The sequence below is a fragment of the Brevibacillus fluminis genome (assembly GCF_003710825.1).
GTDB lineage: Bacteria > Bacillota > Bacilli > Brevibacillales > Brevibacillaceae > Brevibacillus_D > Brevibacillus_D fluminis.
Genome location: NZ_RHHQ01000017.1, coordinates 125,775 through 140,000, shown reverse-complemented (window position 1 = coordinate 140,000; position 14,226 = coordinate 125,775). Strand labels below are relative to the sequence as shown.

Annotated in this window: 14 protein-coding genes; 7 read left to right on the top strand and 7 right to left on the bottom strand. The window is 51.1% G+C overall.

Annotated elements, in window-relative coordinates; all coding sequences use genetic code 11:
- Positions 1–127: 127 nt before the first annotated feature.
- From moaA to EDM56_RS20765, 3 genes are read right to left on the bottom strand one after another with little or no spacing between them, the layout of a single operon-like run.
- The gene (gene moaA, locus EDM56_RS20775; RefSeq protein ID WP_122919832.1) at positions 128–1,147 is read right to left on the bottom strand and encodes a GTP 3',8-cyclase MoaA; all 1,020 of its coding nucleotides are present in this window, start codon (positions 1,145–1,147) and stop codon (positions 128–130) included.
- A 33-nt stretch (positions 1,148–1,180) separates the two neighbouring features.
- Positions 1,181–3,085, bottom strand: a complete 1,905-nt coding sequence (locus EDM56_RS20770; protein WP_122919831.1) for a molybdopterin biosynthesis protein — start codon at positions 3,083–3,085, stop codon at positions 1,181–1,183.
- A gap of 39 nt (positions 3,086–3,124) precedes the next feature.
- Positions 3,125–4,357 carry a molybdopterin molybdotransferase MoeA gene (locus EDM56_RS20765; RefSeq protein WP_122919830.1) on the bottom strand — a complete coding sequence of 411 codons (1,233 nt, stop codon included), beginning with the start codon at positions 4,355–4,357 and terminating at the stop codon, positions 3,125–3,127.
- Positions 4,358–4,540: 183 nt separating this feature from the next.
- Between EDM56_RS20765 and EDM56_RS20760 the strand changes: the two genes are divergently transcribed.
- Both EDM56_RS20760 and EDM56_RS20755 read left to right on the top strand, forming a co-directional pair.
- Positions 4,541–4,816: a ubiquitin-like small modifier protein 1 gene (locus EDM56_RS20760; protein ID WP_122919829.1), complete on the top strand. Its 276-nt coding sequence runs from the start codon at positions 4,541–4,543 to the stop codon at positions 4,814–4,816.
- Between the two features lies 1 nt (position 4,817).
- Positions 4,818–5,093, top strand: coding sequence for a MoaD-like domain-containing protein (locus EDM56_RS20755; protein WP_122919828.1), 276 nt, complete (start codon positions 4,818–4,820; stop codon positions 5,091–5,093).
- 44 nt (positions 5,094–5,137) lie between these two features.
- Here the strand turns inward: EDM56_RS20755 and EDM56_RS20750 are convergent, their stop codons facing one another.
- On the bottom strand, positions 5,138–6,946 hold the full coding sequence (locus EDM56_RS20750; RefSeq protein ID WP_122919827.1) for an aldehyde ferredoxin oxidoreductase family protein: 1,809 nt from the start codon (positions 6,944–6,946) through the stop codon (positions 5,138–5,140).
- Positions 6,947–7,201: 255 nt separating this feature from the next.
- On the opposite strand from EDM56_RS20750, the gene EDM56_RS20745 reads away from it, so the two are divergent.
- From EDM56_RS20745 to EDM56_RS20725, 5 genes are read left to right on the top strand one after another with little or no spacing between them, the layout of a single operon-like run.
- Complete coding sequence (locus tag EDM56_RS20745) at positions 7,202–8,146, top strand: substrate-binding domain-containing protein (RefSeq protein ID WP_246009471.1); 945 nt, start codon at positions 7,202–7,204, stop codon at positions 8,144–8,146.
- A 28-nt stretch (positions 8,147–8,174) separates the two neighbouring features.
- The gene (locus tag EDM56_RS20740) at positions 8,175–9,062 is read left to right on the top strand and encodes an ABC transporter substrate-binding protein (protein WP_122919826.1); all 888 of its coding nucleotides are present in this window, start codon (positions 8,175–8,177) and stop codon (positions 9,060–9,062) included.
- A 12-nt stretch (positions 9,063–9,074) separates the two neighbouring features.
- Positions 9,075–9,746, top strand: a complete 672-nt coding sequence (locus tag EDM56_RS20735) for an ABC transporter permease (protein ID WP_122919825.1) — start codon at positions 9,075–9,077, stop codon at positions 9,744–9,746.
- Positions 9,743–10,483 (top strand): ABC transporter ATP-binding protein, encoded by a 741-nt coding sequence (locus EDM56_RS20730; RefSeq protein ID WP_122919824.1) that lies wholly within the window; start codon positions 9,743–9,745, stop codon positions 10,481–10,483. Before EDM56_RS20735 ends, EDM56_RS20730 begins: the two co-directional genes overlap by 4 nt.
- A gap of 21 nt (positions 10,484–10,504) precedes the next feature.
- A complete protein-coding gene (locus EDM56_RS20725; RefSeq protein WP_122919823.1) occupies positions 10,505–11,542 on the top strand; it encodes a ThiF family adenylyltransferase in 1,038 nt (345 codons plus the stop codon).
- Between the two features lie 9 nt (positions 11,543–11,551).
- Here the strand turns inward: EDM56_RS20725 and EDM56_RS20720 are convergent, their stop codons facing one another.
- The 3 genes from EDM56_RS20720 to EDM56_RS20710 form a co-directional block, all read right to left on the bottom strand.
- Positions 11,552–12,112 (bottom strand): HXXEE domain-containing protein, encoded by a 561-nt coding sequence (locus EDM56_RS20720; protein ID WP_122919822.1) that lies wholly within the window; start codon positions 12,110–12,112, stop codon positions 11,552–11,554.
- A 28-nt stretch (positions 12,113–12,140) separates the two neighbouring features.
- Entirely contained in the window at positions 12,141–12,722 is a 582-nt protein-coding gene (locus EDM56_RS20715) for a TetR/AcrR family transcriptional regulator (protein WP_122919821.1), read from the bottom strand.
- A gap of 150 nt (positions 12,723–12,872) precedes the next feature.
- On the bottom strand, positions 12,873–14,153 hold the full coding sequence (locus EDM56_RS20710; protein ID WP_122919820.1) for an ArsB/NhaD family transporter: 1,281 nt from the start codon (positions 14,151–14,153) through the stop codon (positions 12,873–12,875).
- Positions 14,154–14,226 lie beyond the last annotated feature (73 nt).

The window sequence follows — 14,226 nt, the reverse complement described above, 5'->3', positions numbered from 1 at the left end:
GATCTTTGCAGGTCCCCTTTTTTGTACAGATAAGAATTTATAAAATTCTTATCCAGTATAAGTGCAACCGCGGCTCCGCCAAAAGCTTGGCGTAGCCAGGTTTTCTAACGTTCACTGGCATCCATTTTTAGCCGCCGATATGCGACATCTCCACCTTGGAACGCGGCGGCAAGTCCGGCGTATTGCTCAAGCGGATCTCGGAATAGCGATCATCCCGCTTCTGCCAAATGTCCACAATCTGTTCCCGAATCTCCTCATCACTCTTACCTTCACGCATGGGAGCGCGCAAATCCTCGCCGACAGAAGCAAACAGACAATTGTACAGCTTCCCTTCCGCTGACAGCCTCGCTCGCGTACAGGTCGAGCAAAACGCCTGGGTAACCGACGAGATCAAGCCGATTTCTTGCGTAGTTCCGACATATCGATAGCGCGAGGCCACTTCGCCAAAATAGTTAGGATCGATAGGCTCAAGCGGCATGTGGGCATGGATCAGCTCCACGATCTCTTGGCTCGGTACGACTTGATCGAGCTTCCAGCCATTGCTGTTCCCAACGTCCATGAATTCGATGAAGCGGAGCGTGTAGCCTTTTTCACGGAAAAAGATCGCCATCGGCAGCACGTCCTGGTCGTTTACGCCCCGCTGAACAACCATATTGATTTTCACAGAAAGCCCAGCCGCGGCCGCGGCGTCGATTCCTTGGATAATCGTCTCTACCTCATATCCTCTACCGTTCATGTTGCCAAAGCGCTCACGGTCGAGGCTGTCCAGGCTGACGGTCACACGGTCGAGCCCCGCCGCCTTCAACGCATGGGCATGCTTGGCCAAAAGCGAGCCGTTTGTGGTCATCGCGATATCGCGTACCCCATCCACCTGGCGAATCATGGCAATTAACTCCGGTAAGTCTTTGCGCATGAGCGGCTCGCCGCCAGTGATGCGAATTTTCTCAACCCCAAGTGAGGTGAAAATTTTCGTAAGACGAGTGATCTCTTCAAACGACAGCAGCTTGTGCTGCGGCAAAAATGGATAATCGGGACCAAAAATGTCTGCAGGCATGCAATATTGGCAGCGAAAATTGCATTTGTCTGTCACGGAAATGCGCAAATCGCGGAGAGGACGGTTTCGTGCGTCTAACACGTGGTTTTGCATGTTGTTCACTCTCCTTTCGAGAGGATGGATCAGTCACGATTGTATAAGAATTGTACCTGAATCACGGCAGCTATAGCCACCCAAAGATTCCATCCGATCTGCAAACTCTGCTGAACGAATGATTTTCATCAGCGTAGCGCCTTCTGGGCTCTCAAAAAACGTACGGCTCATCAAAAGATCATACCGCTCTTCTGCAACGGGGATGAAATCTAACCCCATCGCTTGTGCGGCAGAAAAAATGCCGAGTCCAACATCAGCCGTCCCCCCAGCAACAGCGGCAGCTACACTCAGGTGAGAGACTGCCTCGCGCAAATATCCATAAATGTCCTCTCTGTTGATCGCCTGCTCTTTCAGCAAATAATCGAACAAAAGGCGAGTCCCAGCCCCGCGCTGACGGTTCATGTACGTGATGTTCGCTCGGGTCAAATCATTCACTGACTGAATCGACAGCGGATTTCCTTTCGGCACGATCCAGCCTTGCTGTCGATAAACCAGCTGGACCAAAACGACATCGCGTTCCTTTGCATATTTAGCGATGTATGTTTCATTATACGTGCCAGTTGCCTCATCGAAAAGATGGACACCCGCCATATGTGCTTCTCCTTTTTGTACGGCCAATATTCCACCCATGCTGCCTACGTGAGAGGAATTGAGAAAAAGCTGTGGGTTTTCTTGGCGAATCAGCGTATGGAGAATATCCATCGACAGATCATGGCTTCCCGTCGACACGATCGTATTGTTGATCTGTTCCAAAGGCCGGTAGAGCTCTACTTCCGCCATCTCACCTTGCTCATAGCCCAAATGGCCAGGTGGAATTCGCAAAAGTCCGTCGGCCCGGACCATCGACATCGTAACACCAGCGGCACGCGTCAACGGATTGACAATGTATTGTCCATCAATGCATCCGATCGTCACCCGAACGAAATCCTCTGCGCCCATGACAGACACGATACGACGGCCGATTTTTGCCTGAATACGCTGGCGCTTTGGCTCAATTAGTCCATAATACTGATGGATCAGCGGTCGAGCAAACCATTCCAGGTTGAGGTAGGCTGAAACCGGATACCCCGGCAAGCCGATCACCGGTTTTCCCTCGACGATCCCGACAACGACAGGTTTTCCCGGACGTGTAGCGACGCCGTGCGTCAACACCTCCCCAAGCTCTTCAAGCACATGTACGGTGTAATCTTCTCTACCTGCCGATGAACCCGCATTTAAAAGAACGATGTCTGCTTCCTTCACAGCGGTCCGAACCGCCTCGCGTATCAGCGCGTAATCATCGGGAACAATCCCCCGATACAGCGGTTCTCCGCCCCACTCTTCCACATACGCAGAAAAAACCGTCCCGTTAAACTCGATGATTTCCCCCTCGTTCACGCTTTCGGCCGGTGCGATCAGCTCCGTTCCGGTCGGAATGATCGCGACTCTCGGTTTTCGCAAAACAGAGACAGTCACATTACCACCAGCCAGCAGCGCACCCAAATCGACGGGTCTCAGCTTATAGTGATCCGGTACAATCACCTCACCTACCACCACATCCTCGCCAATCGGGCGGATATGCTGCCATGGGGCAACTGCATCCAAAATTTCGACCGTTTCCTCATCCACCTGGTGAATGTCTTCAATCATGATAACGGCGTCAAATCCTGCGGGTATCGGGTCTCCGGTATCGACGACGACGTACTCATCATTTTGCTTTAACCGCAGCGGTTGAAGCTCGGACGCACCGTACGTTTTCTCTGCTTTCACCGCTATGCCATCCATCGCGGACGCATGGTAGTTCGGCATCGATACCTTTGCATATACAGGCTGCGCCGTCACGCGTCCGAGCGATCGTGGCGTCGAAACAATCTCAACTTGCGGCTCAAAGCGGAACCGTTCGCACAGCTGAAGCTGCGCTTCTTGGAGCGGTTTGTCTTCCAGGTAGATTTTGCGCATGTTACTCCTCCTGCAATTCCATCATCGTAAGCACGCTTCCTAGTAAAACATATGTACTTTCACAAATTCGCCTTCTAAAATCCCTTCTTTGCTCGCGGGAATCTCAACCATGCCATCACTGTCCACCAACGTGGTGATCAAGCCTGACTTGCCAAAAACCGGCACCGCCCAAAGCCCGTCCTCACGCTCCTCTAGACCCACCCGGACATAATCGGTTCGTCCTACAGCAGACGGGACATTACGTGACAGTTTTGCTGTTAGCCGCTTGTCAGTTGATTCGTGCTTGCGTCCTTGCAGCTTCTCGATGATCGGGCCCGCAAAGAGATGAAAAATAATTAAAGCGGAGGCTGGGTGTCCGGGAAGCCCCATCACGGGCTTTCCATTCGCTTTTGCGAGTATCGTCGGCTTACCCGGCTTTATCGAGACGCCGTGTACCAAAATGCCGGGACTCCCCAGCGATTCCAGCACCTGCACGGAGTAATCTCTGGTTCCGACCGAGCTTCCGCCCGAGAGAATGAGGAAATCAACCTTGTCGTAAAGCTCTTTTGCCCGTATGGCAAACGAATCAAGCTCATCGGCTACGATTCCGCCGTACACCACTTCCGCCCCTGCTTGCATCGCAGCTGCACCCACCGTCATGCTGTTGATGTCACGAATCTCACCTGCAGCAAGCGTTTGCTTTTCGCACGGAACGATCTCATCGCCGGTGGACAAAATTCCGACAATCGGTCGTGGATAGACCCAAACCGTCGTTTTCCCGATCGCCGCCAGCACGCCCAATTCTTGCGGCCTTAGCTTGCGGCCCGCCGCCAATACTTTTTCGCCACTTTGGACATCATCACCAGCGCGGATGATGTTTTCGCCTGGTGCAATTTGACGGTACACGTTGAGCAGATCGCCTAACTCCTCCACATGCTCGATCATGACGACCCCGTCTGCGCCTTCAGGTACCATTCCTCCTGTTGGGATCGCCTGCGCTTGTCCTTCTCGCAGCTTCATTGTGGCTGCTCTCCCCATGTCAACCTTTCCTGTAATCGACAGGAAGGCGGGCAACGATTCCGATGCACCATACGTATCCATAGCCCTGACGGCAAAGCCATCAACCGTTGAGCGGGAAAAATGTGGCACCTGTTCGTCCGAGTAGATGTCAAAAGCGTTGACCATTCCCAACGCTTCGATGAGCGGCACTTCGATCGGTTGGCGGATTGGTTGATATTCATTTGCGATCAGGTCTAGCGTCTCCATCACCGTTTTTACATTGAAGAATTTCATATGTGCCTCCATCCACGTGCGTCATGCACAGACAAATCATTTTCAACAGGCCCAAACCGGACACTGGTTATTTTTCGAAAAAAATCGTCCTGATTCAGAAAAATTCCACTACTCAAACATTTTGTTCTTTACAGCGAATGCATTTTCAAGCACGATAAAAAGAAAAAGGAGAATTCCGCAGATATGAAAGTGAAAGTTTTTGCCAATTTCCGTGAAATATGTGCTGCTAAAGCGGTCGAGGTCCCTCTTACGAACGGCAGGCGGGTCATCGATATTTTGGAAACGCTCATCGGGATGTTTCCCGCATTGGAACAAGAAGTTTTCACACCGGAACGAACACTTCAGCCGTTTGTTCATGTCTTTTTGAACGGACGCAATGTGATTCATGCGGAAGGCCTAGAGACGATTGTCGATGAGGCTGATCAATTCGCCTTGTTCCCACCGGTTGCGGGAGGATAGGATGATTGAGCAAACTCTCGAGCTGCGCGGGATCCCCTTGTCGCATCTGATCACCTATCTGATAGAATGCGGTGGCAGAAAGCCGAGCGATGAAACACTTCCGGCGACGGTCGAAGCAGAGGGCTGGCGGGCGGAAATCCTTCGTGAGGAAACCGTCACGATCACCAAGCGTTTTCACGTCAATGCCGTTTTCATCTCATTTCAGGCTGATGATGAGGAGATCCTTACTAACCTATTAGCGCGTTTTAAAGTTAAGGTCATTCGTGTGGGAGGGTAGTAGAAAAAAAGGTGGAAGCTGATTCCACCTTTTTTCGCGTCCCCTTAGGAAATGCCCAACTCTTTCAGCTTGTTTTCCGGTACGACTCCATCCACCCAACCGCGCACTTGATAATATTCATCCAGCATGATGTCCATTCGGCTCAGCTGTCCAGCGCTGTTTCCGGTGCCCGGCTCTTCCGTGAAACGTTTTGGCAAATAGTCGTCCTCGCGTTTGTCGAATCCTGCAAGGTTATTATAATGGCGCTCCAGGTTGTAGATACGCTCACCAATTTTCATCACATCGTCCGCTGTTACCGGCAATCCTGTCATGGTCGCGTACTGTTCAGCGTAATTCTCAGCGTTTTCCGAGAACGACGAGAATTTGCAAATGTTCATGGAATCGGAGAAGGCGAGCAGATCCTGGAACACCTTCAACAGCTCTCCTTTTCCTTCCGGCTTCAAGCGGTCTGTCGGCATCGGAATGCCAGCAATCTCACTGGCAACCGTATAGCCGCGAAGGTGACATGCACCGCGGTTGCTGGTTGCATAGCCGAGACCAATGCCCTGGATGCCGCGCGGGTCATACGCTGGGATCGCTTGCCCTTTCACGCACATCGCCAAATTCTCATCGCCAAAATGCTTTGCCGCACGGGTCGTTCCTTCTGCCAGTACATCGCCGATCCCTCTGCGGAAAACGAGCATCTCCGTCAGTTCGATCATCCGGTCGGCGTCGCCCCAATCTACCTTTTCCTCGGTCAGCCCTCTTTCATACGCTTCCATCATACAGGAAAGCGTGTTTCCGAGTTCGATCGTGTCGAACCCATACTCATTGCACATATTGATCATAAATGAAATCGGTGCAGCATCGCCGAGTCCGCAGTTGGCGCCAAGCGCCCAGCCCGATTCATACTCAAAGCTCTCTACGCGCGTCTTGTACTTGCCTTCCTTCACTTCCACTTCTTTTTTGCAGGCAACTGGACAAGCGTGGCACGTATTGTCCGCGACGAGCAAGGTGGCGTTCACGGTTTCGCCGCTGTGGCCTTCCGCTTCGTCCCAGTGTGTGTATTTGGAGTTCATGGTCGGCAATGCGCCAACCTCGTTGATGATGCTGGTCAGTACATTCGTGCCATAAACGGAAAGGCCGCCTTTCTTCGGTGCGGTCAGGCCGCCTTCCATGATGGCTTTCAGCGCTTTCTGGTTGGCTTGCTTGTATTCTTCCTCTTGTGCAGGCTTTGGCATATTTCCTTTTTGCGCTGCCTTGATGACGACTGCCTTCAAGTTTTTGTATCCGGCGACTGCGCCGGTGCCGCCCCGTCCGGCAGCACGATCGTTTTCATTGATGAAGCCAGCGAAGCGAATGAGATTTTCTCCCGCTTGTCCGATGCACATCACACTCAAATCTTCTTTGCCGTAGCGGTCTTGCATGGTTTTGACAGTGGCACGAGTCCCGAGCCCCCATACATCGCTGGCATCGCGCAGTTCTCCCTGCCCATTCTCAATATACAGATACGTCGGTTTGTCGCTTTTACCAGTGAAGATGACATTGTCGATGCCCGCCCATTTCAGTCGTGCAGCCGTCCAGCCTCCCATGTGGGAATCTGTCACGGTGCCAGTAAGCGGAGACTTGGTCACCATGCACAAGCGTCCGCTCATCGAGGATCTGGAGCCCGTGACAGGACCTGTCATCAAACAAAGCATGTTCTCATCCGAAAACGCTTCCACTTGTGGCCCGTTATCCAACAAATACTTAACACCTAGCCCGCGTCCGCCAACATATTTTTTGGCAAGCTCCTCATTGATCTCCCGATAGCCGACGGTGCCTTTGGATAGGTCTACAACGATTTCGCGATTTTTGAATCCGCCGATACTCATTGATTACCTCCTCATTTCTTCACTATTAGTAAAAACTAACAATATCCTCCTAGTTCGACTTGTATGTGTCATTTCCTTCCGTTATTCCAAGAAAATTCAGCAAAATTTTTGGTTTTTCGCTGAGTTTACTGGTATATATTCTCAAAATATGTATTGCCATTACACTGTTTTTTCAAGTATCTTAATCTTATACCAACTCAGACAAGTTCAATCAAACTAAAACCAACTAAACCTAACTAGACCAAACGATCGGAGGTGATTCGTCTGAAAAGTGAATATTTGACACCCGACGAAGTTGCCCTTGAATTGAAACTGTCCAAGTATACCGTCTATGAGCTGATCAAGCGCAAGGAACTCCCCGCTTCCAAGCTAGGACGCTCATTACGTGTGATGCGTACAGATTTGGATGCATTCATGAATGGGCAAAAGACTCGAGAGGAAGAGCTCCCCCTTCAGGCAGGTGCCTCTGGCGGATTGCTACGCAAGAATACCCAGCCGATGGACATTTATTTTGCCGGGAGCCATGATCTTACGATTGATTTGCTGACGCAGCATCTCGCCCAACGCGGCATCTCGCTGCTCCCCGTGTTCTCAGGCAGTCTGGACGGGTTGATCGAGCTGTACAAGGGTCGCGTCGAATTGGCTGGCTGCCACCTCCTCGACCGCACGAGTGGTGAATACAATTTGCCGCACATTCAATGTCTGCTACCGACGGAAGGGGCAGTCGTTGTTAATTTGGTTAGTCGTTGGCAAGGCTTCATCGTGCCGAAATCAAATCCGCGCATGATCACAAGCTGGCAAGAGTTTTTCAGCGGTAACCACCGCATCATCAATCGACAGCGCGGATCAGGGACAAGGCTGTTGCTGGATTTCAAGCTTCGTCAATTCGGAAAATCGCCAGACCTGATTCCCGGCTATGAACTGGAGGCCACAACCCATTACGCTACTGCCTCCGCAGTTGCCAAAGGCGATGCAGATGCGGCGCTGGGCATCGAAAGTGTCGCCAGAGGCATGGGCCTTGACTTTTTTCCCATCCAGGAAGAGCGCTACGATCTGGTCATTCCCTCAAGTCTGCTGCATGAGGAGCGTTTTTCCATTTTGCAAGAAGTCTTGAACGATCCGGGATTCAAGCAGGCAATTGTCGCACAAGGTGGCTACAACGTTTCCCAAACCGGTGTTGAAATTGCCAGAATTACATAAACATTCCCAAACAAAGGAGCTGCGAATGATGAAACGATCTTTATCTTTGTTGTCTTATTTGATGCTCGCTATCACGTTTTCATTATCAGCCTGTTCGACTGCTACCACCCAACCTGTCGTTCCACAACAACCAGCTCAGCCAGCAAGCAGCACTGCGCCTTCCGACCAAGGGAAGACATCTCAACCGAAAGAGATCACATTGGCCACGACCACAAGCACACAAGATTCCGGCCTGCTCGACGAATTATTGCCGGTTTTCGAACAGAAGTCCGGCATCAAGGTAAAAGTCGTCGCTGTCGGCACTGGACAAGCCATCAAGCTCGGCGAAGATGGGAATGCAGACGTTTTGCTGGTGCATTCCCGGAAAGCTGAAGATGAGTTCGTTGCCAAAGGATTCGGCATCAATGCGTACGATGTGATGTATAACCAGTTTTATATCGTCGGTCCGGCAGATGATCCGGCAGGCGTCAAAACCGCAAAAACGGCGACCGATGCCTTCTCCGCCATCGCCGCCAAAAAAGCGCCGTTTATCTCACGTGGCGATGATTCCGGTACGGACAAAAAAGAGAAAAGCATTTGGCAAGCAGCTAAAATCAAGCCTGAGGGAGACTGGTATCTCTCTTCCGGACAAGGGATGGGCGCTACGCTGCAAATGGCCGACGAGAAAAGCTCTTATACGCTGACTGACGAGGCAACCTTCCTCTCCCGTAAAATGAACCTGCAGATTTTGATGAAAGGCGACAAGTCATTGTTGAACCCATATGGCATCATCCAGGTGAAATCGTCGCAAAAACCGGACGAAGGCATGGAGTTGATCCAGTTTTTCGTAGGCGAAGAGGGACAAAAACAGATCGGGACGTTCGGTCAAGACAAGTATGGAAAAGGGCTTTTTGTCCCTAACGCAAAAAAACGATAGGAGAATCGCAACGTGAATGTGCCAATGGACGTATGGGAGGTCATTTGGCTTTCCTTGCAAGTGACTACTACTGCAATCGTGATTGGGATGCTGATTGGCATCCCCTTTGGCGCCTTTTTGGGGCTGTATTCGTTTCCAGGAAAGCGCTTGGTGGTGATCATCATTTACACACTTATGGGGTTGCCGCCTGTGCTTGTTGGTGTTATCGTTTATTTGCTGTTCTCCCGTTATGGTCCACTCGGTTCGCTTGGGCTTCTGTTCACGCCGCAAGCCATGGTGATCGCGCAGGTTCTTTTGGTATCACCGATCATCACGGGACTGACGATGTCTGCGGTACAAGCGAAAGAGAAAGCCTATTGGGAAACAGCAAAAAGCCTTGGCGCAAGCCCGATCCAGATGATGCTGACCATCATTATGGAGGCGCGGAAAGGAATTTTTTCGGGTATCGCCGCTGCATATGGAAGGGCCATCTCTGAGGTTGGCGCTGTCATGCTTGTCGGTGGAAATATTCTTCACCACACGCGCGTCATGACGACAGCCATCATTTTGGAGACGCGGATGGGCAATTTTTCCTCCGGTCTCGCCCTGGGATTGGTCTTGCTTGCGATCAGCTTTTTATTCAACAGCTTTTTGTTGATCGGCGCTTTGCAGCAAATCCAGCCAAAACGGAGATTACGTTCATGACCGAATTGCGTGTAAGCGACCTGACCGTTACCTATGATCAAAAAACAATATTGGACGTACCTCACGCTTCGTTTGAGTGTGGCCGCATCTATGGCATTATCGGGCCGAGTGGATCCGGAAAAAGCACGCTTTTGCGTGTGATCAATCTGCTTACACAACCCGCCTCCGGACATTTGCATTTTTTTGGCGTCGACGTCCATTTGCCCTCCCTCTCTCATCGGGAAGGGCTTTCGCTGCAGCGTCAGATGGGATTTGTTCCACAGAAGCCATCCATGTTCCACTCGTCCGTATTTGACAATGTCGCGCAAGGCTTGCGTTATCGCAAGCTTCCCCGTGAGACAATCCGCATTCGGGTCGAAGACGCACTGGAAAAAGTCGACTTGACCCATGCCGCCAACCAGATGGCTAACACGCTTTCAGGTGGAGAAATGCAGCGAATCGCTTTGGCCAGAGCCATGGTATACGAGCCTGTACTGCTTCTGCTCGATGAGCCGACCGCCAGTCTCGATCCTTCGAATGTTGCGATATTTGAACGAGTTATTCAGTCAATCCATGCAATGCACAAGACAACTATCCTGATGGTGACGCACAATCTCGCACAGGCGAAACGTTTAACACATGCGTGTCTATTTGTACACAAAGGCCGTATCTTGGAAGCAAGCGACACCGAACCATTTTTTCACTCGCCAGAAACGCAGGAAGTACAGGATTTCATGGCGGGACGGATGATTTACTGAGGAAAGGAAGTGAATGTAACGATGAAAGCAGAAGAAAAACGGCGCTATTCCCGCCAAATCCTCTTCCCTCCGATTGGCGCGAACGGGCAGGAGCAATTGCTGCAAAAGAAAGTGGCCATCGTCGGCATGGGCGCACTCGGCACCGTGCTTGCCAATCATATGGTCCGTGCAGGCATCGGCCATGTTCGGATGATCGATCGCGATTTTGTCGAGGAAAGCAATTTGCAGCGACAAATGCTGTACGACGAAGAAGATGCGCAAAGCCATTTGCCAAAAGCGGTTGCAGCCGAACGGAAATTGACCAAAATTAACTCAGGCGTTCGTGTCGAAGGTATCGTCGCCGACCTGCATGCAGGTAATGCGGAAGAGTACCTTCGCGATGTCGATCTGATTTTGGACGGTTCGGACAATTTTCAGGTTCGTTATCTGATCAATGATGTCGCCGTCAAAAACGGCATTCCTTGGGTGTACGGAGGTGCCGTCAGCGCGCGTGGAATGGTCTCTGTTATCGTTCCCACTGTGACCCCCTGCTTCCGCTGTTTGTTCCCTCACGCCCCTGCTGGAAGAGGAGAAACATGCGATACTGTTGGTGTCATCGGCCCGATCGTCCATATCGTCGCCTCGTATCAGGCGACAGAAGCGCTTAAGCTGTTGGTTCAAGCAACGGATGCCATCAGCCCTCACTTGATGCAAATCGATTTATGGGCAAACGAGCACATGCAGATGAACGTTGCCAAAGGTAGAAACCCGCAATGCCCGGCCTGCGCTCACAAGCAGTTTGCGTACCTCGATCTGTCAGATCAGGACGCAGAGGAATTCACTACTCTCTGCGGTCGCGATACGGTGCAAATCAGCCCGTTGAAAGCCGCGCGTGTTGATTTCGCCACACTAGCTGCGCGGTTTGCCCCGTTGGGCGATGTGGAGCAAAATGCGTTCCTGCTTCGTTTCTATGTGGACGGCTACACGATGGTTTTTTTCAAGGACGGCCGCGTGCTTATTCAAGGAACGGACGATATCACGTTAGCCAAGTCACTATATGCCAAGTATGTCGGTCATTAGAAGAGCGTCTTATCGCTCTTCTTTTTTCTTGCCAGTCCGGTCAACAGAGACAGCAATGCCAAACAGCAGCAGGAAGCCGAGAGTAATTGGCAGCGAACGACCGATTGCCCCCCAGTCCAACAGCGTCTCAGCAAACAGCCGCTGATACGTATACAGCGTATACGGCAAGAGCACGATCACAGCCGTCAGAACACCCGGCGTATAGCCGCGAAACAGCAGCGATTGGCCTAAATGCGTACATATATTTAAAAACAGCACGTTAAGGGCGCCGACAAACACCAACAGCCCAACCCATCCTGAATGAAGTGTCAACACAGCATAAAACGTGACGGCGGACAGCAGGATGAAAATGAGCAACACTGCCCGCGCAAAGCCCAGCGTTGTCACGCTATCAAGTCTCTGCTGCAGCCTCAGCGTTTTCACTGGTAAAATCGTTCGGATGTGGTCGCGATTGCGCGCCAACCAGCCTTCCACGACAACGATCTCTTCAAAATCATGCAGCATGAAGCAAATCGGGAATAACCATAGCACTGTGCTGATATCGATCAAACGATTCAATGTATCATGCATCACGCATCCCCCTGCAGCGCTTCTGTCGTTACGCCAAAATGCCGTACATGAGCACGTCCGCCATCTCCGCAGCTAGCGTCTCCGCATCTTTATCCTGCGTCACCAGCCATTTCATGCACAAGCGGTCCACCATCCCCATCATGCATTCGGCCGCCACTTCCGGTACCAGCTCTTTGCGCACATAACCCGCTTCCTGGTTTTTCTTCATATTTTCAATGACCATCGCGATCATCTCGCTCTTGATCGCTTCCGCATCCGGCGATTCCACCAGCGCGATTTTGGTCAATTCTGGCATCGTGCCGAGAAAGGCAAACACCGCCTGCAAATTGGCCTTCACTTGCACGGGCACTTGTTCGGCAGGTAGTCCACTCGCGATCGCCCCTGCGCTCGCCAAATGTTTGAGCTGCTCGCGGAATTCTTGCACGAGTTCGGCAAACATCGCTTCTTTGCTCGAAAAATAGAGGTAAAACGCTGCTTGGGTAAGCCCCGCCGCCTTCACGATGTCGCTCACCTTCGTCGCAGCAAATCCTTTCGCAGCAAATTCAGTGGCAGCTGCCTGCAACAGGCGCGCCCTACTCGCTTGGCCTTTTGGTGTGATACTTCGTTCCATCCATACTCCTCCTTAATTCATCTATTCGATGTGCAGTTTACACTGCGCAACCGGGAATCTAAATAAAAAAAACTAACTCAAAAGTTATATAACCATCGAGTTAGTTTTATCGCACTTGTTAGAGTTTGTCAATCGATTTCTTTGATTAATCTAAAGCAGATAACGCAGATACACATAGATGCTGGCGATGACTACAGACAGCAGCATCAGCGGGAATCCGACCTTGAGATAACGGACAAAACTGATCGGATGACCTTCTTTACCGGAAAGTCCTGCGACGATCAAATTCGCGCTCGCTCCAATCAATGTTCCGTTTCCTCCCAAGCATGCCCCCAGCGCGAGACTCCACCACAACGGCTCCAAATCGCTGACGCCCATCCGGCCCATTTCCTGAATCAACGGAATCATCGTTGCCACAAACGGAATATTGTCCACGAACGCCGACGCGATTGCACTCAGCCAGAGAATCAGCATCGATGTCGCAAACTTATCTCCTCCGGTCAAATGGATGGCTTGTTCCGCCAATTTCGCGATCACACCTGTTTCAATCAAGCCGGAAACCAAAACAAACAGCCCGACAAAAAAGAAAATGGTCGTCCACTCGACTTTTACCAATGCCTTTTCCAGCATGTGCTCGCCAGTCAGAAGCAAAAGGAGAAACGCTCCGGTAAGCGCCACGGTCGCCGATTCCAAATGAAACGCTTGGTGCAGGAAGAACCCGAAAATCGTGAGTACCAGCACAGAAGCGCTTTTGATCAGAAGTGTACGGTCGGTGATAAACTGTTTTTCATCGATCTCCATTAAGCTTTGTTTAAGCTCCGGCGTCGTTTGGATTTGCTTGCGGAACATCAAGATAAACAAAGGAACTGTAGCAGCCAAAATGATCAAAACGACTGGCGCTAGATTGTTGATAAACGCCATAAAGGTAAGCTCCTTAACGGCACTGCCGATCATGATGTTCGGCGGATCCCCGATCAAGGTCGCGGTTCCTCCGATGTTGCATGCGACAATTTGCGTGATCAAAAACGGCAGCGGCTGAACCCGGAGCTGTTTGGTGATCGAAAATGTTACGGGTACCATCAGCAAAACTGTCGTCACATTGTCCAGAAAAGCCGATCCGACCGCCGTGATGAGGGCAAGAAGCACCATGATGCGCACAGGCTCTCCTTTTGCCTTCTTAGCTGCCCAGATGGCGATGTACGTGAAGAGGCCCGTTTCCGCTGTAACCCCCACGATTATCATCATCCCAACCAAAAGTCCCAACGTATTAAAGTCGATATGGTGCAGTGCGACTTCCTGATCGACAATGCCAAGCACCACCATCAGAATCCCGCCGATCATAGCGACAATGGTACGGTGTATTTTTTCAGTGATGATCAATGCGTAAATGACGAGAAAAATCCCGATCGCGAGAATAGCTTGTTGTTCCATGTCAACCTCCTGAGGATGAAGTAGAATCGAATGATTCCCTTAGTTTGCAAACCAGTACCAAACGTGATGCATG